20 protein-coding genes are annotated in these 21,738 nt (G+C 33.9%); 7 read left to right on the plus strand and 13 right to left on the minus strand.

Features of this window, described 5'->3' with window-relative positions:
• Positions 1-51 precede the first annotated feature (51 nt).
• From DFR66_RS11575 to DFR66_RS11600, 6 genes are all read left to right on the plus strand, one after another.
• On the plus strand, positions 52-600 hold the full coding sequence (locus DFR66_RS11575; protein ID WP_086454734.1) for a 30S ribosomal protein S16: 549 nt from the start codon (positions 52-54) through the stop codon (positions 598-600).
• A gap of 15 nt (positions 601-615) precedes the next feature.
• Positions 616-1,140 carry a ribosome maturation factor RimM gene (gene rimM / locus DFR66_RS11580; RefSeq protein WP_114754995.1) on the plus strand — a complete coding sequence of 175 codons (525 nt, stop codon included), beginning with the start codon at positions 616-618 and terminating at the stop codon, positions 1,138-1,140.
• Positions 1,141-1,230: 90 nt separating this feature from the next.
• Positions 1,231-1,944 (plus strand): tRNA1(Val) (adenine(37)-N6)-methyltransferase, encoded by a 714-nt coding sequence (locus tag DFR66_RS11585; protein WP_114754996.1) that lies wholly within the window; start codon positions 1,231-1,233, stop codon positions 1,942-1,944.
• A 235-nt stretch (positions 1,945-2,179) separates the two neighbouring features.
• Positions 2,180-3,358: an acyl-CoA dehydrogenase family protein gene (locus DFR66_RS11590; RefSeq protein ID WP_114754997.1), complete on the plus strand. Its 1,179-nt coding sequence runs from the start codon at positions 2,180-2,182 to the stop codon at positions 3,356-3,358.
• A gap of 92 nt (positions 3,359-3,450) precedes the next feature.
• Complete coding sequence (locus DFR66_RS11595) at positions 3,451-4,233, plus strand: DUF3050 domain-containing protein (RefSeq protein WP_114754998.1); 783 nt, start codon at positions 3,451-3,453, stop codon at positions 4,231-4,233.
• Between the two features lie 140 nt (positions 4,234-4,373).
• Positions 4,374-5,270, plus strand: coding sequence for a serine/threonine protein phosphatase (locus DFR66_RS11600; protein WP_114754999.1), 897 nt, complete (start codon positions 4,374-4,376; stop codon positions 5,268-5,270).
• 33 nt (positions 5,271-5,303) lie between these two features.
• On the opposite strand, the gene DFR66_RS11605 is transcribed toward DFR66_RS11600, so the two are convergent.
• The 8 genes from DFR66_RS11605 to DFR66_RS11640 form a co-directional block, all read right to left on the minus strand.
• Positions 5,304-5,621 (minus strand): 2Fe-2S iron-sulfur cluster-binding family protein, encoded by a 318-nt coding sequence (locus DFR66_RS11605; protein ID WP_114755000.1) that lies wholly within the window; start codon positions 5,619-5,621, stop codon positions 5,304-5,306.
• A gap of 179 nt (positions 5,622-5,800) precedes the next feature.
• On the minus strand, positions 5,801-6,040 hold the full coding sequence (locus DFR66_RS11610) for a NifU family protein (protein WP_114755001.1): 240 nt from the start codon (positions 6,038-6,040) through the stop codon (positions 5,801-5,803).
• A 68-nt stretch (positions 6,041-6,108) separates the two neighbouring features.
• Positions 6,109-7,236, minus strand: a complete 1,128-nt coding sequence (locus DFR66_RS11615; RefSeq protein WP_114755044.1) for an Mrp/NBP35 family ATP-binding protein — start codon at positions 7,234-7,236, stop codon at positions 6,109-6,111.
• A 202-nt stretch (positions 7,237-7,438) separates the two neighbouring features.
• Positions 7,439-7,768, minus strand: a complete 330-nt coding sequence (locus DFR66_RS11620; RefSeq protein WP_114755002.1) for an MGMT family protein — start codon at positions 7,766-7,768, stop codon at positions 7,439-7,441.
• A gap of 52 nt (positions 7,769-7,820) precedes the next feature.
• Entirely contained in the window at positions 7,821-8,456 is a 636-nt protein-coding gene (locus DFR66_RS11625) for a LysE family transporter (RefSeq protein WP_114755003.1), read from the minus strand.
• A 46-nt stretch (positions 8,457-8,502) separates the two neighbouring features.
• Positions 8,503-9,180, minus strand: coding sequence for a tRNA (guanosine(46)-N7)-methyltransferase TrmB (gene trmB / locus DFR66_RS11630; RefSeq protein ID WP_114755004.1), 678 nt, complete (start codon positions 9,178-9,180; stop codon positions 8,503-8,505).
• 374 nt (positions 9,181-9,554) lie between these two features.
• Positions 9,555-10,064 carry a nuclear transport factor 2 family protein gene (locus tag DFR66_RS11635; protein ID WP_114755045.1) on the minus strand — a complete coding sequence of 170 codons (510 nt, stop codon included), beginning with the start codon at positions 10,062-10,064 and terminating at the stop codon, positions 9,555-9,557.
• 13 nt (positions 10,065-10,077) lie between these two features.
• Entirely contained in the window at positions 10,078-12,534 is a 2,457-nt protein-coding gene (locus DFR66_RS11640; RefSeq protein ID WP_114755005.1) for an AsmA family protein, read from the minus strand.
• Positions 12,535-13,022: 488 nt separating this feature from the next.
• On the opposite strand from DFR66_RS11640, the gene DFR66_RS11645 reads away from it, so the two are divergent.
• Complete coding sequence (locus DFR66_RS11645; protein WP_114755006.1) at positions 13,023-14,606, plus strand: L,D-transpeptidase family protein; 1,584 nt, start codon at positions 13,023-13,025, stop codon at positions 14,604-14,606.
• 86 nt (positions 14,607-14,692) lie between these two features.
• On the opposite strand, the gene DFR66_RS11650 is transcribed toward DFR66_RS11645, so the two are convergent.
• From DFR66_RS11650 to DFR66_RS11670, 5 genes are all read right to left on the minus strand, one after another.
• On the minus strand, positions 14,693-15,007 hold the full coding sequence (locus tag DFR66_RS11650) for an HPF/RaiA family ribosome-associated protein (protein ID WP_114755007.1): 315 nt from the start codon (positions 15,005-15,007) through the stop codon (positions 14,693-14,695).
• A gap of 138 nt (positions 15,008-15,145) precedes the next feature.
• Positions 15,146-18,286 (minus strand): DEAD/DEAH box helicase, encoded by a 3,141-nt coding sequence (locus DFR66_RS11655; RefSeq protein WP_114755008.1) that lies wholly within the window; start codon positions 18,284-18,286, stop codon positions 15,146-15,148.
• Positions 18,283-18,678 (minus strand): (deoxy)nucleoside triphosphate pyrophosphohydrolase, encoded by a 396-nt coding sequence (locus DFR66_RS11660; protein WP_242008680.1) that lies wholly within the window; start codon positions 18,676-18,678, stop codon positions 18,283-18,285. Before DFR66_RS11660 ends, DFR66_RS11655 begins: the two co-directional genes overlap by 4 nt.
• A 170-nt stretch (positions 18,679-18,848) precedes the next feature.
• A complete protein-coding gene (locus DFR66_RS11665; protein WP_114755009.1) occupies positions 18,849-19,085 on the minus strand; it encodes a hypothetical protein in 237 nt (78 codons plus the stop codon).
• Between the two features lie 422 nt (positions 19,086-19,507).
• The gene (locus tag DFR66_RS11670; protein WP_394336353.1) at positions 19,508-21,607 is read right to left on the minus strand and encodes a prolyl oligopeptidase family serine peptidase; all 2,100 of its coding nucleotides are present in this window, start codon (positions 21,605-21,607) and stop codon (positions 19,508-19,510) included.
• Positions 21,608-21,738 lie beyond the last annotated feature (131 nt).

Raw genomic sequence — 21,738 nt, forward strand, 5'->3', positions numbered from 1 at the left:
TGCACCCTTAATTAATCGAGGTCGAGTACCTCAAAATTTAATCACAAGATTATGTCAGTAAAAATTAGATTACAAAGACACGGTAAAAAACAAAAACCTTTTTACTGGGTTGTAGCTGCAGATGCACGCTCAAAAAGAGATGGTAAATACCTAGAAAAAATTGGTACTTACAATCCTAACACTAACCCAGCGACTATCGAGTTAAACCTTGAAAGCGCAGTAAAATGGTTACACAATGGTGCACAACCAACAGATACTGCAAAAGCAATTCTTTCTTACAAAGGTGCTTTATTGAAACACCACCTTGATGGAGGTATTCGTAAAGGAGCTTTAACACAAGAGCAAGCTGATGCAAAATTAGCGGCTTGGTTAGAAGCTAAAGCTGGTAAAGTTGACGCTAAAAAAGAAGGTTTGACTAAAGCTCAAGCTGCTGATAAAGCAAAAGCTTTCAAAGCAGAACAAGAAGTAAATGCAAAACGTTTAGCTGCTGCTGCACAAGCAGAAGCGGATGCTATTGCTGCTGCAACTCCTGCTGTAGAAGAAGAAGTTGCTGAAGAAGCTCCTGCTGCTGAAGAAAACAACGAAACTACAGAAGCATAATTTTAGTAAGCGACGATGCGTAAAGAAGATTGTTTCTACTTAGGTAAAATCGCTAAAAAATTTAGTTTCAAAGGGGAAGTTCTTGCCTTTTTAGACACGGACGAACCTGAGTTATACGAAAACTTGGAATCAGTGTTTGTTGAATGCAACAAACACTTGGTTCCTTTTTTTATTGAAAGCAGTTCGCTGCACAAAAACGATTTTTTGCGAATCCGTTTTGAAGATACAAATACCGAAGAAGAAGCCGATGCACTCATAGGCAATGATTTGTATTTACCGCTTAAAATGTTGCCAAAACTAACCGGCAACAAGTTTTATTTCCATGAAGTTATTGGTTTTGAAGTTGAAGACAAACGCCTAGGAATCGTTGGCAAAATAGAATCTATCAATGACACTACTGCACAACCTTTATTTGAGGTTTTAAATGGCAGTGTAGAAATCTTAATCCCTATGATCGACCATTTCTTAGTTAAAATAGATCGTGAAAACAAAAAAGTAATCATGGATTTACCAGAAGGGTTAATTGAAATGTATCTTTAATTTATTTTTTGAACCATTAAGAAATTAAGGTTCATTAAGTTTTTCTCTCAATTCCCTTTATTTCTTAATGGTTTAATTTTTTTTGTCTTTATGTCTAAATTTCAATTTAAACAATTTGCAGTTGAACAAGACCGTTGCGCTATGAAAATTGGCACCGATGGAGTTCTTCTTGGCGCTTGGACTCCCATCACTAATAATCCTTATAGTATTTTGGATATTGGTGCTGGAACTGGAATCATTGCCCTGATGCTTGCACAAAGAAGCAACGCTGAACAAATTGATGCTTTAGAAATTGATGAAGATGCCTACGAACAAGCAACAGATAATTTTGAAAACTCACCTTGGAGCGATCGGTTATTTTGTTATCATGCCGGTTTAGATGAATTTGTTGAAGAACCCGAAGACGAGTACGATATAATTGTATCCAATCCCCCTTTTTACAACGAAGATTACAAAACTGATAACGAGCAGCGCGATTTAGCCCGTTTTGCTGATGCGATGCCTTTTGAAGAATTAATTGAGGCCGCAGATTTATTACTTTCTGAAAACGGAATATTCTCCGTAATCATTCCTTTTAAAGAAGAAGAAAGCTTTTTGGCTTTAGCCAATGAATACGAGTTGTATCCTATGAAAATCACTCGCGTAAAAGGAACACCTACCACTGAAATCAAACGTAGCTTACTCGCATTTACCCGAAATAAAACTATTGATTTTCCAATCGACGAATTAATTATCGAAACTGCTAGACATATTTATACCCCAGAATACATTTCCTTAACTCAAGAGTTTTATTTGAAAATGTAAACTGAAATTTTACCCCAATTAGTCTAGCAAATCATTTAAAAATAAGTTTCAAACTACAATCCCTAATTTTATTGTGTATTAGAAGGAAACTTGCTTTTTTTTAATCAAGCTTTGAAAAACATCTAATTATTTTGAAAAATTAGATATTTTAAAAAAAAATAAAAAAATATAACAATTGTTAATGCTTTTGTTATATTTCTTTATGTAAATTTGTAGCTATAAAAAGTACTAAACCATGAGACCAGACTTATTTCAATCACCAGATTATTATAACTTAGACGATTTACTAACCGAAGAACACAAACTTGTGCGCGATTCCGCACGTGCTTGGGTAAAGAAAGAAGTATCGCCTATTATTGAAGAATATGCTCAAAAAGCAGAATTCCCAAAACAAATCATTAAAGGTTTGGGAGAAATAGGTGGTTTTGGACCATACATTCCAGAAGAATATGGCGGTGCCGGTTTAGACCAAATATCATACGGTTTAATCATGCAAGAAATTGAGCGCGGTGATTCTGGGGTTCGTTCTACTTCATCTGTTCAATCCTCTTTAGTAATGTATCCTATTTGGAAATACGGAAACGAAGAACAACGTATGAAGTATCTACCAAAATTAGCTACAGGAGAATACATGGGATGCTTTGGATTAACAGAACCTAATTACGGGTCCGATCCAGGAAGTATGATAACCAATTTCAAAGATATGGGTGACCATTATTTGTTGAATGGTGCCAAGATGTGGATTTCTAACGCACCGTTTGCTGATATTGCGATCGTTTGGGCAAAAAATGAAGAAGGAAGAATTCACGGTTTAATCGTAGAACGCGGAATGGAAGGTTTTTCTACTCCAGAAACTCATAACAAATGGTCACTTCGTGCATCATCTACAGGAGAATTAATTTTTGACAATGTAAAGGTTCCAAAAGAAAACCTTTTACCAAATAAATCTGGATTAGGAGCGCCACTTGGTTGTCTTGATTCAGCACGTTACGGAATTGCTTGGGGTGCTATCGGTGCCGCTATGGACTGTTACGATACTGCTTTGCGATATGCAAAAGAAAGAATCCAGTTTGACAAACCTATCGCAGGGACACAATTGCAACAAAAAAAATTGGCTGAAATGATTACTGAAATCACTAAAGCACAACTATTAACTTGGAGATTAGGAGTACTAAGAAACGAAGGAAGAGCTACTACAGCACAAATCTCTATGGCAAAAAGAAACAATGTTAATATGGCGATTCATATTGCACGCGAGGCCAGACAAATGTTAGGTGGAATGGGTATAACAGGAGAGTACTCTATAATGAGACACATGATGAATCTTGAATCAGTAATTACTTATGAGGGAACACATGACATTCACTTGCTTATTACCGGAATGGATATCACTGGAATTCCAGCTTTTAAATAGTAGTCAACAACTATTAAAGTATTTATAAAATTGATTGAAAAAGCTTCTTGGAAACAAGAAGCTTTTTTACTTTTACATAAAAAATACCACTTATGAATATTGCTACTATCAACAATAGTATTCAGCCCCAAAAAGAACTATTGTTACAACATTCTTTATATAAAAAAGTAAGAACAATTGAGGACTTGCATTGTTTTCTAGAAAATCATGTCTATGCCGTTTGGGATTTTATGTCTTTATTAAAAGCATTACAATCAAAATTAACGTGCACAACAACTCCTTGGTTCGCAACAGCAAATCCTGAAACACGATATTTAATTAATGAAATCGTGTTAGCCGAAGAGTCTGATTTGACTTTAGATGGTAAACGCTCCAGTCATTATGAAATGTATATTGAAGCTATGGAAGCTTGCAAAGCAAACACAGATGGAATACATCAGTTTTTGAAAGAAGTAGATTCCTTGAAAAACATTTTTGTAGCTATTAAAACAAGCAATCTACATCCTAATATCAAAGCTTTTTTAGATTTTACTTTCAGAGTTATTGACGAAGGGAAATCTCACGAAATTGCGGCTGCATTCACTTTTGGAAGAGAAGATTTGATTCCAAGTATGTTCACTGAAATCTTGAGGAACTTTCAAGCAAACTTCCCTGAAACTGATTTGAGTAAACTGATATATTACTTTGAAAGACACATCGAACTGGATGCTGACGAGCACGGACCAATGGCGATGAAAATGATCACAGATCTTTGCGGAACAGATGCACAAAAATGGTCTGATGTAGAAGAAGTTTCGAAATTAGCCTTAGAAAAACGCATTGGACTTTGGGATGCAATAGAAGAAACAATTATGATGAAAGTTGAATTAGCATAAATGTATTCTTCTCAACAAAAGAACGTAACGCTTGCAATTAATTATCCCATTTCTAAATAAAAAAAATTCTTAAAATAAGTACCGACAAAAAAAATAGCTTTACTAGCTATTTTTTTTATCTTTATTTCTAAATTAAATAAATGTCTTCCCAAGAACGATTAACCAGAGCTTACAAAGAGGCACAACGAATACCTTTTGACAATCAATCAAAATTTATCCTTTTTAGTGACTGCCATCGAAGCGACAACAGCTTTGCTGATGATTTTGCAAGCAATCGAAATGTGTATTTTCATGCGTTGACTCAATATTACAATGATGGGTTTACATATTGCGAATTAGGTGATGGAGATGAATTATGGGAGAACATCTTTTTTAAAACTATATTTGAAGCACACAAAAATGTGTATCTTTTGCTTAAGAAATTCCACGATTCAAATCGATATCATAAGATTTGGGGCAATCATGAAATGACTTTTAGGGATAAAGATCATGTAGAAAAAACACTTACGACGTATACGAACACCCAAAACGACAGAGTCGAACCTTTGTTTACAGGTATTAAATGTCATGAAGCTATTGTATTAGTCCATAAAGAAACCAACCAAGAATTATTTTTGACCCATGGTCATCAAGCCGATTTTATGAATTACGTAGGTTGGAAAATCAACAGATTTATGGTACGTGTTTTATGGAAACCACTCCAGATTTGGGGAATATCCGACCCTACAAGTCCCGCTAAAAATTATGTGGAACGTATAAAAATCGAATTACGCATAAAAAAATGGATTGAAAATAACAATCGAAAAATCACCATTGTTGGCCATACGCATCGTCCAAGTTTTGCATTTCCAAATGAAAAATCAACCCCTTATTTTAATGACGGAAGCTGTGTACACCCCAGAAGCATTACCGGAATTGAAATTGTAAACGGAACCCTAACATTGATAAAATGGTTTATTGATACTAAGGAAAATGGAGTGCTTCAAGTTGTTAGAGAAGTACTTGAAGGACCAACAAATCTAAAGGATTATAAATAAAAAAAACGTTTGCTATAACAAACGTTTTCTTAATTAATTTTCTGGAGCCAACTCTAATTCTAATCCTTCTAACTCTTCAGTGATTGGGATTTGACAGCCCAAACGACTGTTTGATTTTACGTAAAATGCTTCTGAAAGCATCGCTTCTTCATCATCTCCCATTTCTGGCAACGCTACGTCATTTAGAACATAACACTGACAAGAAGCACACATAGCCATTCCGCCACATGTTCCTTCTACTGGAAGTTCATAGGCTTTGCATAATTCCATGATATTCATGGCCATATCTGTAGGAGCCTGTAATTCATGTACTAGTCCTTCTCTATCTTTAATTTTTATTAATACGTCCATAAATCAGCTAAGAGTTATAAGTTATGTGTTGTGTGTATGCGTGAGGGATAGCAGCTAGCTACCGAAGTAGCGCGTATAGCCCGACCGTTTTAAGAAAAAAGGCAACTACCCAGTATATCGAGTAGCCTTTCTTCTTAAAAAGGGCACGCCCTACTGCGACTACGCTCAGGATGTCAAATTTATAGTATATTTACGACAGTTTCTATTTGAGGAGCAAACTTTTTGATTGTGGTTTCCACGCCGGCTCTTAATGTCATTTGGTTTACACTACAACTGGTGCAAGCTCCCTCAAGACGCACTTTTACGTGCTTGTCGTCCTCGATAGCAATCAGTGTGATGTCACCACCGTCAGAATTCAAAAATGGTCTGATTTCTTCTAGTGCTTTTTGAACTTCTACTAATAATTCTTCTGATGTCATTTTCTTTATTTAAAGATTGAAAGATTAGAAATTTGAAAGATTAAATATCAATTCAAACATTCTAATTTCTATTTTTTTACTGCGGAACAACCGGCCATCGTTGTGATTTTAACAGCCTCTGTCGCAGGTAGATTTTCGTTTCTGCTTACTACTTCTTGTACTACGTTTCTTGTGATTCCTTCGAAAACAGTTTCGATAATTGACCCTGTTTGCATCGCTGCAGGACGACCGTAATCTCCAGCTTCACGGATGGATTGAACGATTGGCACTTCGCCAAGGAATGATACGCCTAAGTCTTCTGCAAGATTTCTGGCTCCTTCTTTTCCAAAGATATAGTATTTATTTTCAGGTAACTCTTCCGGTGTAAAGTACGCCATGTTTTCTATAATTCCTAAAACAGGAACATTTATAGCTTCTGACATGAACATAGATACTCCTTTTTTAGCATCGGCCAAAGCTACTGCTTGTGGAGTACTTACTATGACAACACCCGTGATTGGTAATGATTGCACGATTGAAAGGTGAATGTCTCCTGTTCCCGGAGGTAAATCAATCAACATAAAATCTAATTCTCCCCAATCAGCATCAAAAATCATTTGGTTCAACGCTTTAGAGGCCATTGGACCTCTCCAGATTACTGCTTGACTTGGCGATGTAAAAAACCCTATCGAAAGAATTTTTACTTCGTAGCTTTCAACGGGTTTCATTTTTGATTTCCCATCAACTGTTACAGAGATTGGTTTTTCACTTTCTACGTCAAACATTATTGGCATAGAAGGTCCATAAATATCTGCATCAAGGATTCCAACTGAGAAACCCATTTTTGCTAGTGATACCGCTAAATTTGCAGTAACAGTAGATTTCCCAACTCCACCTTTTCCAGAAGCAACACCTATAATATTTTTTATTCCCGGTATGGATTTTCCTTTGATTTCTGGTTTGTCCGCAACCTCAACTTTACTATTGATTTTAATTTTAGCATCCGGAGATACTAATTCAAGTATTGTTTTTTTAATATCTTCTTCAGCACGTTTTTTTATATGCATAGCTGGAGTGTGTAATACTAAATCTACTATAACTTCTTCGCCAAAAGTAATTACATTTGCTATCGCACCACTTTCAACCATATTTTTCCCTTCTCCAGCTATAGTAATTGTTTCTAAGGCTTTAAGAATTTCTTTTCTATCTAATTTCATTTTTAGTTTACTTTTTTCAATTGGCATTTTATGCCAAAACATTATCTTTATTTAAACTGATTTCAGATTACAAAGATACTATGAAAAGTTCTTAATATAAAGAATTTGTATGGCATTTATTGATGGAGAAATTGAGAATGACTATTCGAAAAAATATCGCTTTTTTAACATCAAAAAAACTCAATTATTGGGCTTTTATATATTACTCGAGCGCAACTTCAGGTTGCCAAAAATGTTTTTCGAAATCTACAATTTGGTTGTCAACAACTTTTATATTTTCATTTTCTAATAGTTGTTGCATCAGGTTTGTTCCGTCAAAATGAAGTTTCCCTGTTAGCAATCCTTTACGATTGACAACACGATGTGCTGGAACATCTTCAAGATTATGAGAAGCATTCATTGCCCAACCTACCATTCTAGCAGAACGAGCTGTTCCTAAAGCCTTTGCAATCGCACCATAAGAAGTCACTTTTCCGTAAGGAATTTGTCTGGCGATGGCATACACTCTTTCGAAAAAATTGTCGTTTGACATGGTTTTGTATCTGATAAAAAAAATGAAATCGAGATGGATTTTACTTAAAAATCTACTTCAAATAATACCGTATGATATTTATAAGAGTGATTAAAGAGATTAAGCCCGTAATACTTCCTATGATGGTATTCATGTTGCGCATGAAATAATCTGTCTTGTCCTGTATTTTCTGAAAGAAAGTAATATAAAAATAAAACACTAAAAAAGACCCCAATACTACCCCTGAAACAAAAACAAAAACGTGACTCATTTCAAAATAAAACAAATTGTAAGAAGCTAATGTAACGCTTACAAAAACATAGTATGGAATGGGGAAAAAGTTAAGGGCTGAGAGCAGCATTCCGAGAAAAAAACGAGTGGAAGTACTCTTTTTTTTAATTTTTTCTTTTTTCTTTTTTGGCTTTTTAGCAATCAACAAAAAATAAACTGTCAATGCTACAAATATCCCAAAACCCACTTCGCGCAGCAAAACAATTACATCCGGGCGCTCTTTGATAAACTGTGCAAACAATATTGCGAGCGCTGTTTGAAAGAAAATGACGATTACTGCACCCAGAACAAACCAGTAAGCACTTCTTTTTCCTTCCTTAAGATTCACTTTAGCAGCTGTCATATTGATTAATCCCGGAGGCGTAATCCCTATAAAGGCAGTAACAAAACCCAAAAGTAAAGAAGTGATTAAATTCATAGGCAAAATACAATATCAAAAAAATAATTCTGTTTCAAATATAAGACTATTCTTTGATTTTGAATCGAATATAGGTAATTGCTTTATTAATCTCCAAATATTGCTTTTCATAAAACGTCTGAAAGGCAGTCACTTCCTCTGGACTTCCCTCATTTACATATACATTATGATTGGCATACAATACCTCATGTCCTTCGCCATGCAACAACCCTAAAGTATATCCATGCATAAATTCACTGTCGGTTTTTAAGTTTACGACACCGTCCTTTTTGAGGATTTTTTTATACAATTGCAAAAACTCTGAATTAGTCATTCTATGTTTCGTGCGTTTGTATTTGATTTGAGGATCTGGAAAAGTAATCCAGATTTCATCTACTTCATTTTCAGCAAAAATGTGATTGATTAATTCGATTTGAGTCCTGATAAAAGCTACATTGTGCAATCCAGTTTCAACAGCGGTTTTAGCTCCACGCCAAAAACGTGCTCCTTTAATATCTATTCCTACGAAATTTTTATTTGGATATCTTTCGGCTAGACCTACTGAGTATTCTCCTTTTCCACAACCTAATTCAAGTACTAATGGATTTTCGTTTTTGAAGAATTCCGAATTCCATTTGCCTTTAAGCGGGAATAAATCTCCTACTACCTCTTCTCTCGTTGGTTGAAAAACGTTTGTGAATGTTTCGTTTTCTTTGAATCTTTTTAATTTATTTTTGCTTCCCACTTTTTCAGAATATTTCGGCAAAATTAAGGAAATATATAAGACCGAACAGCCTACAGACGAAAAAATGAAAAAACGTTTTGAAAATTAGGCCAATTAAAAATATTCCAAGTCACAACAGTGCTGTTAATTCACTTTATATCTTTGAAAATATTCTTAATCTTAAATTAATAATCTTGTCATCAGAAAATATGTTTTTAAAAGCAATTTTATAATTTGGCAAAGAGACCCTCACTGTTTCCCGTAACAAAAATGAAATGCAAGAGGCTAAGATAGCTCCACAAAAAAATGCATAAATCTGGTTATCATTTAATTTTTAACTAATAAAAAACCTCTGCAAATACAGAGGTCGTTTAGGCAAAAAATGTTGTTTCTATTTATTTTTTCGATTGTAATGTTTGTATCATCGCGTCTTCCAGTGCCGATTTCACTTTTATGACTTCATCCGAATTTTCATTTGGAATCGTCATCGACAACACGTAATGTTTTATTTTCCACTCCTTACCTATTTTTACTAAAACACCTGAACCACGACAAATTTTCATTTGGGTATTCAACAATTCGTCAAACCAAGCTGTTTTTCCTGTTGCATCAACAAAAATATGGCGTTCTAACGCAGTAAAACTCCACGCTTTTCCTTTGTCAAAATGTGGCTTTGCATACGCCTGAAAAGCTTTTTTATTCCAATTTTCAGTCGCATCAGTACCAATAAAAACAGCATCATCAGCCATTAAAGCAAAATAATCCTCATAATTAGCTGTTGCTGCAGCTTTTTGCCAAGAATCTAACGTTACATTGATATTTGCTTCTGCAATTGATTGATTCTCCATCACGCTTTTGCAACCAGATAAAGTAAGAACGATAAGAACAGCCAGTATTTTTTTCATGTTATTTAGGTATTTATTCATGATTTTTATTCCATCTAATTTTTATTTTTCCATCAACGTCTACAGCTAATAAATGCAATACAATTCCATTGTTTCTCTTTTCAGCTCTTTCGATTTTATCTGTAATGAACTCATCTTTTTTTGGATTTCTCAGTGGTATAGTCATCGCTAGATTTGTTCCTCTATTAAACGAATATACACCGTTTACATCTAAATTTAAAACATTAGAACTCACTTTCAAATCATTCACATACACTAAATCACCATTTATTTTAAAATTTCCAGACAAATCTCTGAAAACAATATTATTTACATCTCTAAAAGGAAAAGCGAACTTACCAATATTTTTTATAGGTTCAAAATCAACCAAAGCTCCTTGGCTTACATCAAATTTTGCCACGCCAGTAAGCGAGTTTGTTTTTAATTGTCCTCCAGCAAGCAATTTCCCCTTTACCGATGCCGAAGCTGACAAAAACCCTTTTATGTTTTTAGGTTTGAAAGACTGAATCCCAAAATTATTCAACGAAGTCAGGAAATGGGCAATATCTACCCTATTGATTTTTGTATTGGATTCAAGCAGGAAAGTATCCGCATTTGGAGTCAATTTCCCGTCAAAAGCAATTGTTCCCCCTGAACTCTGCACCTGTCCATTTTTTACGATTAACTGATTATTGACTAATAAAATCGTGGCTTTAGCATTAGTAGCCACTAGTTTACTATAGACCATTTTGTCAGCTTTTAGATATAAAGCAACTTGGCATTTATCAACTACAGAATAGAGTTCTTCTGAAAAATCATCTTTTTTATTCTTGGTCTTTGGCGCTTTTTTTCCAGTACTTGTAAAAATACCCACAAACTGTTTCATATCCAGAAAAGGCGCATAAATATCCCAATTAACAAGCATTTTTTCAGGATTTTCGTAATACAAAGTCAGAAAATTATCAATTTTCCCTTCCATAAAAACCGTGTTGCGACGGTCTTTGAAATTAATTTTTTTGATCAATAACGCTTGTTCTGTAAAGTCAAGTTGGATATCTGTTTTTACAAAAGTTAAATTCCGTGGACCGTAATTTACTGTCGCATTTTTAACGGCTACATTCCCTGTAAACAATGGTTTTTGTATTTTTAAATCTCTAATATCAAATTTGAAATCTAAATCCACATTGGCCTGACCATCAGAAAAATGCATCAAATCCTTATTGACTATTTCATTCAATCTGGAAACTGGAAAATCTGATTTAAAAGTTCCTGCCGCTATCGTTTTCTCAAAATTAGAAATGATTCCGATTGGAATTGTAAACGGAATGGTTTTGTATTTTCCCGAAAAATCCGTCAAAGTAATCGTCGAGTTACTATCGTTACAGCCCGCACCTTTTACATGTTGATTGGTAAATGTGGCGTCAAAACTACAATCTGTGATGATTCCGTCCGGTATCGTGAGTTCGTTATTTTCTATTTTCGTAGTCACCACAATCTCAGGATCTCCTGCAGCATTCATGTCGCCCACGATTGTACAACCCACATTTATCGCCTTTTTTAAATCAAATTGATTGATTCGGCTGCTGATATTAGCGCTCAATAATTCTGAAGCATCTCTCCACAAAATATTAGTTTTAATTGCAATATCAAAAGGAGACTTGTTTTTGTCCAAACTAAAATGCGCGTTAATGTCAAAAAGTTCTTCTCCTATTTCGAGATTTTCGGTTGCTACACTGATTCGGTTTTTTTGATTCGAAAAAGCAACAGCTAAAACACCTTCTACGATTTTTTCTTTGATAAAACTACCTCTTTGGGTGTTGAAAGCCATATCTTTAGCCAGCGTTTTCAAATGTAAATTAGTGCGCCAATTGTCCCCATCAAAATCTATTTTGCTTCGCAAACTCAAAACATTAAAATCAAATAATTTATTTCCCAGTTGGTTTTCAGAGATAAAATGTACTTGGTCTAATACAATTTCGTTGATGTAGGAAGTGGTATTGCTTTTTGATTTTTCGCCTTTCGGCTTTGGTTTAAAAATAGCGGTATTTACAATTCCGTTCTTTCCTTTAAACAAATACAAAGTAGCCTTCTGAATTTCGATTTTGTTTATATTAATTTCGTTTGAAAGCAAGTCCCAAAGATCAATCCGAACCTCAATTTGTTCTGCTTTTAGCAAGGTGCGCTTGTGCACACTCCACAAACTATCTTTTAATTCCACTTGGCTTAGTGCCAAAGTCATATTAGGAAAACCCTTTAAAAACTTGTATCTGATATCACCAATATCGATTGTACCCGTAATATTTTCGTTGATTTTAGTATTGATTTGGGTTACAATTTCCGCTTTGTTATTTTTGAAATAAAGCGCTAAAACTACTGAAGACAGCAAAAAAAGCATGACAATTCCCAGAAAGAAAAAACCAATTTTTTTGATTATTTTCCAGAAACCCGCTGTTCTAAAATATGCCTTTGTGCGCTGCCAAAATTGATTCATGCGAATTCCTTTAGTGTTTAAGTTAGAAGGTAGCTTATAAAATGACTCTCCTGCTGATTTGAATCTACAAAATGTGATTCGGTTGTCTAGACCTTCTTAGAGTACAGTAGCAATTGCGTTATAAAACTTCAGAAAAAAATTAAACGCTTACAAAAAAGTTACTAAACTCTAAATTAATGCCTTACTCCATTCAAATAAAAGATAAAAACAGCAATATAGCTATTGTATATTGGACTATTATTTTCATAATTTTTGGATTTTTAAAATTAAATTGGAAAGAAAAAATCGGCAACAGCGGTAATTAAAAACACGCAAACAACTAATTATTAATATCTTAAGCCTAATGTTTCCTAAAAAAAAGCTTTTCGATTACTGAGAAATTTTCAATTATAATAAACGCACTCACTTCCCTGCTGGTAGTACGACATGTGATTTGACGTATTTTTGTAAGCCCATAATTGGGTTCTTTACGAATTAAAAGTTGACTTATGAAAAAATTATTTTCACCAATACTAATTATTGTTTTTACAATACTAATTACTGCCGTTTCCTGTAAAAAGAAAACAGAACCGTTAGAAAATCAAAGCGGTTCAAAAAACCTAGAAAATGCCACTTTTGACAGCACGCAGGTGTCTACTTTTTTTGAAAAGCATCCTAAATTAAAAATGTATCAGGCAGATGTCCTAAAACTATATCGCAAACATCAATTTCATTATATCTGGTATGATAAAGATGGACTTAATGAATTTGCAGGAGTATTATACACTAAAATTAATAATTTTGCTCAAGAAGGAGTTCAAACCGTTATTCCTTACAGCGATCAAATTGATGCTATTTATGATGACACTAGTGACATTCAAAAAGCAGATCTTGATATCGAACTGCTAAGTTCAGCGCTCTATTTTTTCTATGCTGACAAAGTGTATGACGGCATCAGCACTCAAAAATCTAAGGATCTGGAATGGTTTTTACCTCGAAAAAAACAATCTTACGTAAATTATTTAGATTCACTTCTAATCGATCCTTCGTTGATAAACAAGGAAGAAAAAGGTGTTTTAAAACAGTATTACTTGCTAAAAGCCGCCTTGCAGGAATACCGCGTCATGCAAAAAAAGGGCGGATGGAAAACCATAGCTTTAGACCCAAAGGTTAAATCATACAAACCAGGCGATAGTGCTGCAACTATTGCTCAAATTAGAACACGATTATTAATTACTGGCGATATTTCTCGTGATTCGAAGAGCGCTGTGTATGATTCTGAATTAGAAACAGCCATTTTGAAATTCAAAAAGCGAAGCGGTAACACCATCGACAAAACCATTCTGCCGGAGCACATTAAATACATGAATATTCCTGTAGCTGAACGTATCAAAACCATAATGGTCAATATGGAACGATGCCGATGGATATCGAACGATGTTACAAAATCAAAAGAATTAATCATTGTTAATATTCCTGCTTATGAACTGACGTTTTTTAGGAATGGAGCACCCGAATTAATTTCTAAAGTTGTGGTGGGGAAAGTTTTGCATAAAACAGTGATTTTTAGTGCACCAATGAAATATATCGTGTTCAGACCCTATTGGAATGTCCCAGCCAGTATCCTTAAGAAAGAAATTCTTCCTGCTATTGAAAAAAACCCTAATTACCTGGAAGAACATGACATGGAATGGAAAGACAGCTACGTAAGACAAAGACCTGGACCGGAAAATTCATTGGGACTGGTGAAGTTTTTGTTTCCAAATTCAAATGCGATTTATTTGCACGATACACCATCTAAAAGTTTATTTGGCAAGGAAGACCGCGCTTTTAGCCACGGATGTATTCGTGTAGCCAAACCAAAAGAACTGGCTGCCATAATTATGAAAGACGATAAAAAATGGAATCCTGAAAAAATAGAAACAGCGATGAACGGCGGAGAGGAATACTGGTATACACTAAAGAATAAAATTCCGGTTTATATAGGATATTTTACTGCTTGGGTAAGTGATGATGGTGTTGTACATTTTTATGAAGATATATACAAAAGAGATGGAGCTCTGGCTGCCTTATTATTTCAAAATCAATCATAAACTGAATCAAGAAATTCAGAAGCAAAAAAAAATGACACTATCTTATCCAGACAGTGTCATTTTTTTGTTTGCTAAAAAGCAACTATTTAGTACGCTTTCTGTTTTTCGAAAGCGGTATCTAACACTTTTTTTATTTTATCTAAGGCACCGTGAAAGGCTTTTTCTGTTGTATCAGCATGATTGGTGACTGCAACGGGTTGCATATTCATAGGTCTGGCTTCGATAAGGCAACGTTTGTCGTTGATTCCAAATTTATCACTATTTTCATCTGCAAGATGCACTTCTAAACGGGTTACTTTATCTTCAAAACGCGCCAAAGTTGTTGCTATTTCCTCCGCTATATACGCTTTCAAACGTGCGTGTCCTTCTACGTTATTGTCTGTGTTGATTTGTACTGTCATAATTTTTAATATTTAATGTTCTATTCTCAAATTTACCGATTGCAACACAAAAAACCGAACCAATTAATAAAACATTGGGAAAATAAAAGAGAGAAATATTATTTCTCAATAATATACAGTTTGAAAGTAATAACTTAATTATCCTACTGACATTTTAGCAGATTCTTTCCACAAATAATTAGGCATTGGCTCATTGAGTTCCCATTTAATACTCATTGGTTTTGAACCTTCTGTTTCTCTAAAATTTGCTTCACCTATAAAAACATAACCAAGAGTATTTCCGTTTTCATCATTTGCTTTTTCTCGAACAAAGAGAAGAATCTTTTTGTTCAATTTACCATGATTTATGTAGGACAATCCTTTTCCTGTCTCTGGACCATAAGCATTGTGTGATTGCCAATGAAATAATGTTTCACTAATTGCATAATCATCATACATCGTTGTTGGAGAAAAATTTTCCTCTGATTTAATTAAATTGATAAAGAGAATTTCAGTGTTTAACCTTTTGTTTTCGGCTGCTCCTTCTCGGTTGGAAGATTTTTTATCAAATGTACTAAGCCTAAATGCGACTAAGATTTGGTCTCTTGTGTAACGTGCATGTAATTTTAATGGTTGATTGTATGGTAATTGAATATCGATTTCCTTAAAACCTATTTTGTCAATTAAAATTTCTAATACTTCAATGACTTCATTAACAAGTGTCTTATTTTTTCCAATTTGTTTTATACTTTTTTCCAGAGAATTAAATCCACCAGCACTCTGCCAAATATCATAGTGCAACATTAATAACATCGTTTTTTCATTTTCACTAAAATCATTGATGTCAATATTAAAACCACGCTTTGCAATGTTCAAAATGAAATTGAAATAACTGGTAGAATTTGTGGACAACCATTTTTTTCCAATGGCTGAATAAATTTGTTTTTCATTTATCGATTCAAAATCTTCAATAACTCCTGCTTTTTGACATAATCTTGACCAATTATCTTTTTTGTAAATTGTTTCAATCGATATATGATTCAGACTGATAAAATTCTCTAAAGTCAATGGCAACGTTGTTTGATGTTGAAAATTTCTAATCTTCACAATCAATTGATTTATATTCAAAGATGTAGCTTTTTTGATGTTTTCAAGAATCGTTTCTTTCGCTTTCTTTTCTAGAATAATTGAACATCCTAAAGGTAAATGAGGAAAATCATCTTCAATTTCTTTTAAAACGGATGTAGTTGTTTTTCCAATCAAAGCTCTAAACTTACTTTCAAAATCATATTCTGGTCTTGAATTACCAACAAAATCTAAAACAGTTAAACAATCTTTACCTTCTGCTAAACGCAATCCACGTCCTAATTGTTGAAGAAAGACAGTTAAACTTTCTGTTGGTCTTAAAAACAAAACAGTATCAATTTCTGGAATATCGACACCTTCATTAAAAATGTCAACTACAAATAAATAATTGAATTCTTTTTTCTTGAATTGTGCTCGAATTCTATCTCTGTCATTTGAATTTTTACTTGTCAAACATTCTGCTTTTAAACCCGCCAAATTGAATTTATCTGCCATAAAAATTGCATGCTCGACAGTAACACAAAATCCAATTGCTCTAACATCGTTTAAGTCGCTTGTATATTTATCTAGATTTGATATTATTTGACCAACACGAACATCATTTTTTGTGTATAAACTTGTCAACTCACTTGCAACATACTTCCCTTTTTCCCATTTCACATTTGTTAAATCAATACTATCTGTGATTCCAAAATATTGGAATGGACTTAATAATTTTTTATTTAGTGCTTCAGGAAGTCTAATTTCAGCAGCAATACGATTACAAAAATCTTCCAAAATATTTTCCCCATCCATTCTTTCAGGAGTAGCTGTTAATCCTAAAATAACTTTTGGTTTAAAATAATTAATTATCGGCCGGTATGTTGATGCCGAAATATGATGAACTTCATCAACAATTATAAAATCATAATACTCTGGTGAAAGTTTAATTTCTTTAAGTCGATTATTTAAAGTTTGAACCGAAGCAAAAACATATTCATTTGAGTTTGGTTCTAATCCATCAACCCATAAATCACCAAAATTATTGTCTTTTAAAATTCCTTGAAAAGTTGCTTTTGCTTGTTGTAAAATTTCTTTTCTATGAGCAACAAAAAGTAACTTTGATGATTGATTATTATTTCTAAAACTTTTATAATCAAAAGCAGAAATAACTGTTTTTCCAGTTCCTGTTGCGGCAACCAAAAGGTTTCTATATCTATTGTGAACTGACCTTTCAACTTCTAATTTTTCTAATATTTCACTTTGATAATGAAACGGTTTTAAATCAAAATAAGATGTTGTAAAAGTGTATTCTTTAGAAAATTTTCCTTGTTTTAAAGCTTCAACTAACTTTACAGAATGAATGTTTTTATCATATAATTCAAACTCTGTATTTTGCCAGTATGCCTCAAATGTTTTCTTAAACTTATCAATAATATGTCCAACTTCTTTAGTCGTTACTTTTAAATTCCATTCCAATCCGTCTGTTAAAGCAGACCGAGAAAAGTTAGATGAACCAATGTAGCCAGTATGAAAACCTGTATTTCTTCTAAACAAATAGGCTTTTGCATGTAGTCTTTCATTTCCTGTGTTATAAGAAACTTTGACTTCAGTATTTTTTAAAGAAGATAAAAACTCAACTGCTTTCGCATCAGTTGCACCAATATATGTTGTTGTAATTACTCTAAGTTTTCCGCCTCGTTCGGTAAATTCTCTCAATTCACGTTCCAGAATTCTAATTCCTTTCCATTTTATAAAAGAAACTAATAAATCAATTTCATCAGACGATAATATTTCTTTTCTTAATTCACTTTCTAGCGTTGTCCCTGAATTTCCACCAGTAAAAAGTTCACTATGAATCAATCTTGTGTAAGGAGTAATCTCTTTTAAATGCAAATCTAAATCTGTAAAATGACTGTCAACTTTAGTAAAAACTGCTTTTAATATTTTGCCTTCCGTTTCTATTAAATCATCTTCAAACTCTTCTTTTTTCAATTCTTCTTTTAAAAAAAGAATAATTTTATTAGCTATCTCAATTTGAGTTTCAAGAATGTCTTCGCCTTTAATTAAGTTAAAAGCTTGTTTTATGGTTCTACCAATATGTTGAGATAATAATTGAGCTGCTTCCGCTTTATCAATTGAGGTTTTCTTTACTTGAAAAGTATTCTTATCTAATTCGTTTAATTTATAATTGATTAGTTTCGTAACTAATTCTTCATATAATCCTTGGTTCATAGTTCAAGTTTTAAAAATTCTTCGACAATTGGCAAATCTGCTTCTGCCCAATCTAAATTTAATAATTCTGATTTATCAAGTAGTTTATAATCTTTATGTTCGGACAAAATGATTTCTCCAGAAACATAATTTGATATAAAAGGAATGAGATTAATTTTAAAAGTTCCGTAATCATAAATAATATTAGATAATTTTTCTAAAATTTCAATTTCAATATTTATTTCTTCTTTAATTTCTCTTTTTATACAATCTATTTCACTTTCATTTTCCTCTAATTTACCACCTGGAAACTCCCATTTTAAAGGAAGTTTCATTTTATCACTGCGTTGAGTAACTAAAATTTTATTCTCAATTACGACAATAGCACAAGTAACGTTTACAATATTTGACATATCATGAATAATTATAAAAAATTACATTTAATTTGTACGAAAGATAGTAAGATTTTATGGTTTCTAAGCTCAATTTTATATTGCATTTAATAGTATTTAATTATGTCTATAAAAAAACCACTCTCTTCCGAAAACGAAAATTATTTCTAAACTTCTTTAGTTTATTGCTATTAAATGATTTCGCAATCTAATTCAAAATTTGAATCTTGAAACTCCATCTCAAGTTCTTCTGCAGAATATTTATGATTTTCATCAAAAATTATTTTTTCATTAACATCAAAATAATAATAACACTTTTCTTTTTTATAAATTAACCAAGTACTAGTTAACATCCCTCTTCTTTTAGTGATTTCAATTCCGCTAACTGCCTTTTTATCAAGTTCCAAAGTAATTTCTTTTATAGTCATAATTTTAAAAATTCAAATTAAACAATTCTATTTACATTTTAATTTTTACACAACGGTTTATTAGTCACATAGAGTCAAAATATCCAATAGCCCAAATTATAATTAATTATACAATTGACCCGCCTACAATTGACCTTATTAATTTTTAGTTTTCAACTTGATTTTTTAAAACAGAATTAATCTAAAACAAAAAAAACGCTACTCTTTCGAATAGCGTTTTTTGAAATTTGTGTGGTGATGGCTTTGTTCCTTGTGAAGACAATCGTGTGAGGAATCGAATGCCCTAGCCCTGATAAAAGTGAAAATCCTTTATTTCCGCCTTTTCGGCGGATATAAAGATTGTAACGGATAGCAGGATTAAGCTCCTCCCTTCTCCCGAAGTTTCGGGATCGCTCAGGGTAAAATCGGTATTACAATTGTTGTTATTCCAACTCTGGCAATAACACCACTCCCATATTAAATAAGGTAAATGCCTGAATATCGACATTTTCCTGAATGGTTGCTGCTACTGATTTTCCGGCGCCGTGTCCTGCATTGATGTCTATGCGAATAAGGGTTGGGTTTGTTCCGGTTTGTTTTTCTTGCAACTCAGCGGCAAACTTAAAGCTGTGTGCCGGCACTACTCTATCATCATGATCACCCGTTGTGACCATAGTGGCTGGATACTGGGTTCCTGTTTTTACGTTGTGTACCGGTGAATATCCCTTGATGTAACTAAACATTTCCTTGCTGTCCTGAGCTGTTCCGTAATCATACGCCCAACCTGCTCCTGCGGTAAAGGTATGATAACGCAACATGTCCATCACGCCTACTGCAGGCAAGGCTACCTTCATTAAATCTGGGCGTTGTGTCATGGTAGCGCCTACAAGCAATCCTCCGTTTGACCCACCACGAATGGCTAAGTATTGTGAAGAGGTGTATTTTTGTGCAATCAGGTATTCGGCTGCTGCAATGAAATCATCAAATACGTTTTGTTTTTGCATTTTGGTTCCGGCATCATGCCATTTTTTCCCGTATTCGCCACCACCGCGTAAGTTGGGTACGGCATACACGCCTCCGTTTTCCATCCAAACGGCATTAGCAATACTGAAACTTGGTGTCAAGCTCACGTTGAATCCTCCGTAACCATACAACATCGTTGGATTTGTACCATCGAGTTTCAATCCTTTTTTGTGGGTGATAATCATTGGGATTTTGGTACCGTCTTTTGAGGTATAAAACACTTGTTTAGACTCGTATTTCTCGCTATCGAAATCTACTTTTGGTTTTTGATATACCGTAGAAGTTCCTGTTTGTGGTTCGAATGAAAAAGTAGAACCTGGAGTAATGTAATTTGTAAAAGAATAATATAAGGTTTTCTCTTTTTTCTTTCCGCCAAAACCACCGGCAGTTCCTACTCCCGGCAATTTTATTTCACGTACTAATTTCCCAGAATAATCATATTGTTTTACTACCGAAACGGCATCTTTCATATAATTAGCAAAGAAATACCCGCCTCCTGTTGATGGTGACAACACATTCTCTGTTTCTGCAATAAAGTCTTTCCAGTTTTCTGGTTTTGGGTTTTTGATATCCACAGTAACGATGCGTTTGTTGGGCGCATTCAAATCCGTTTCTATGAATAATTTTCCGCCTTCGTTTTCGATGATGTTGTTGTCACTCTTGAAATTATCCACAATAGTCACAATAGGACTGTTGGGTTTTGTCAAATCTTTGATGTACAATTCGTTTCCGTAAGTAGAATTAGACGCTGTGATTACCAGATAACGGTCATCCTCAGTCACGCCACCGCCTACATAACGGCGTTTTTGGTCGGCACCAAAAATGACTTTATCATCTTTTTGTGCGGTTCCTAACTTGTGGAAATACAGTTTGTGTTGGTCGGTTTTTGCGGATAATTCACTTCCTTTTGGTTTGTCATAACTGGAATAGTAGAAACCTTCGTTTCCTTTCCAAGATACGCCGCTGAATTTGACATCGACAATCGTGTCTTCGATTATTTTTTGGGAAATGGCATCCATGATGATGACTTTTCTCCAGTCGCTTCCGCCTTCTGAAATGGCATAGGCTACTTTTGAACCGTCTTTAGAGAAATCTAATCCGCCAAGCGAAGTGGTTCCGTCTTTAGAAAACGTGTTGGGATCTAAGAATACGGTTTCTGTTCCTTTGGCGTCTTTTCTGTACAACACCGACTGGTTTTGCAAACCGTTATTTTTATAGTAATACGTAAAATTCCCTTCTTTGAAAGGGGCTCCTATTTTTTCGTAATTCCACAGTTTTTCCATTCTTGCTTTTAACGCATCACGAAACGGAATTTGGTTGAGATATCCGTAGGTTACTTCGTTTTGGGCTTTTACCCAAGCACCAGTTTCTGCCGATTTATCATCTTCGAGCCATCGGTATGGATCTGGGAGCTTGGTATCGAAATACGTATCTACTGTTTCTCCTTTGTTGGTAGTAGGATAGGTTATTTTTTCGTTTTTATTTTGACCAAAAGTTGCCATTGCAGAGGTTACAGCCATTATTAAAAAGGATTTCTTCATTAGTTAATTTTTTAGGTTGTTACAAAAATAGGGAAATAGTTAGTGTGGTAAAGGTGCGAATGTCTTAAATAAAACTAAAAAAGCTAGTGTTTAGAGAAATCTGATTTTAT

The sequence above is a fragment of the Flavobacterium glaciei genome (assembly GCF_003350545.1).
GTDB lineage: Bacteria > Bacteroidota > Bacteroidia > Flavobacteriales > Flavobacteriaceae > Flavobacterium > Flavobacterium glaciei.

Excerpts from the sequence above, each read along its gene's own strand:
- DFR66_RS11575 (WP_086454734.1), top strand. The coding sequence starts at position 52 with ATGTCAGTAAAAATTAGATTACAAAGACACGGTAAAAAACAAAAACCT.
- rimM (WP_114754995.1), top strand. The coding sequence starts at position 616 with ATGCGTAAAGAAGATTGTTTCTACTTAGGTAAAATCGCTAAAAAATTT.
- DFR66_RS11585 (WP_114754996.1), top strand. The coding sequence starts at position 1,231 with ATGTCTAAATTTCAATTTAAACAATTTGCAGTTGAACAAGACCGTTGC.
- DFR66_RS11590 (WP_114754997.1), top strand. The coding sequence starts at position 2,180 with ATGAGACCAGACTTATTTCAATCACCAGATTATTATAACTTAGACGAT.
- DFR66_RS11595 (WP_114754998.1), top strand. The coding sequence starts at position 3,451 with ATGAATATTGCTACTATCAACAATAGTATTCAGCCCCAAAAAGAACTA.
- DFR66_RS11600 (WP_114754999.1), top strand. The coding sequence starts at position 4,374 with ATGTCTTCCCAAGAACGATTAACCAGAGCTTACAAAGAGGCACAACGA.
- DFR66_RS11605 (WP_114755000.1), bottom strand. The coding sequence starts at position 5,621 with ATGGACGTATTAATAAAAATTAAAGATAGAGAAGGACTAGTACATGAA.
- DFR66_RS11610 (WP_114755001.1), bottom strand. The coding sequence starts at position 6,040 with ATGACATCAGAAGAATTATTAGTAGAAGTTCAAAAAGCACTAGAAGAA.
- DFR66_RS11615 (WP_114755044.1), bottom strand. The coding sequence starts at position 7,236 with ATGAAATTAGATAGAAAAGAAATTCTTAAAGCCTTAGAAACAATTACT.
- DFR66_RS11620 (WP_114755002.1), bottom strand. The coding sequence starts at position 7,768 with ATGTCAAACGACAATTTTTTCGAAAGAGTGTATGCCATCGCCAGACAA.
- DFR66_RS11625 (WP_114755003.1), bottom strand. The coding sequence starts at position 8,456 with ATGAATTTAATCACTTCTTTACTTTTGGGTTTTGTTACTGCCTTTATA.
- DFR66_RS11635 (WP_114755045.1), bottom strand. The coding sequence starts at position 10,064 with ATGAAAAAAATACTGGCTGTTCTTATCGTTCTTACTTTATCTGGTTGC.
- DFR66_RS11640 (WP_114755005.1), bottom strand. The coding sequence starts at position 12,534 with ATGAATCAATTTTGGCAGCGCACAAAGGCATATTTTAGAACAGCGGGT.
- DFR66_RS11645 (WP_114755006.1), top strand. The coding sequence starts at position 13,023 with ATGAAAAAATTATTTTCACCAATACTAATTATTGTTTTTACAATACTA.
- DFR66_RS11650 (WP_114755007.1), bottom strand. The coding sequence starts at position 15,007 with ATGACAGTACAAATCAACACAGACAATAACGTAGAAGGACACGCACGT.
- DFR66_RS11655 (WP_114755008.1), bottom strand. The coding sequence starts at position 18,286 with ATGAACCAAGGATTATATGAAGAATTAGTTACGAAACTAATCAATTAT.
- DFR66_RS11660 (WP_242008680.1), bottom strand. The coding sequence starts at position 18,678 with ATGTCAAATATTGTAAACGTTACTTGTGCTATTGTCGTAATTGAGAAT.
- DFR66_RS11665 (WP_114755009.1), bottom strand. The coding sequence starts at position 19,085 with ATGACTATAAAAGAAATTACTTTGGAACTTGATAAAAAGGCAGTTAGC.
- DFR66_RS11670 (WP_394336353.1), bottom strand. The coding sequence starts at position 21,607 with ATGGCTGTAACCTCTGCAATGGCAACTTTTGGTCAAAATAAAAACGAA.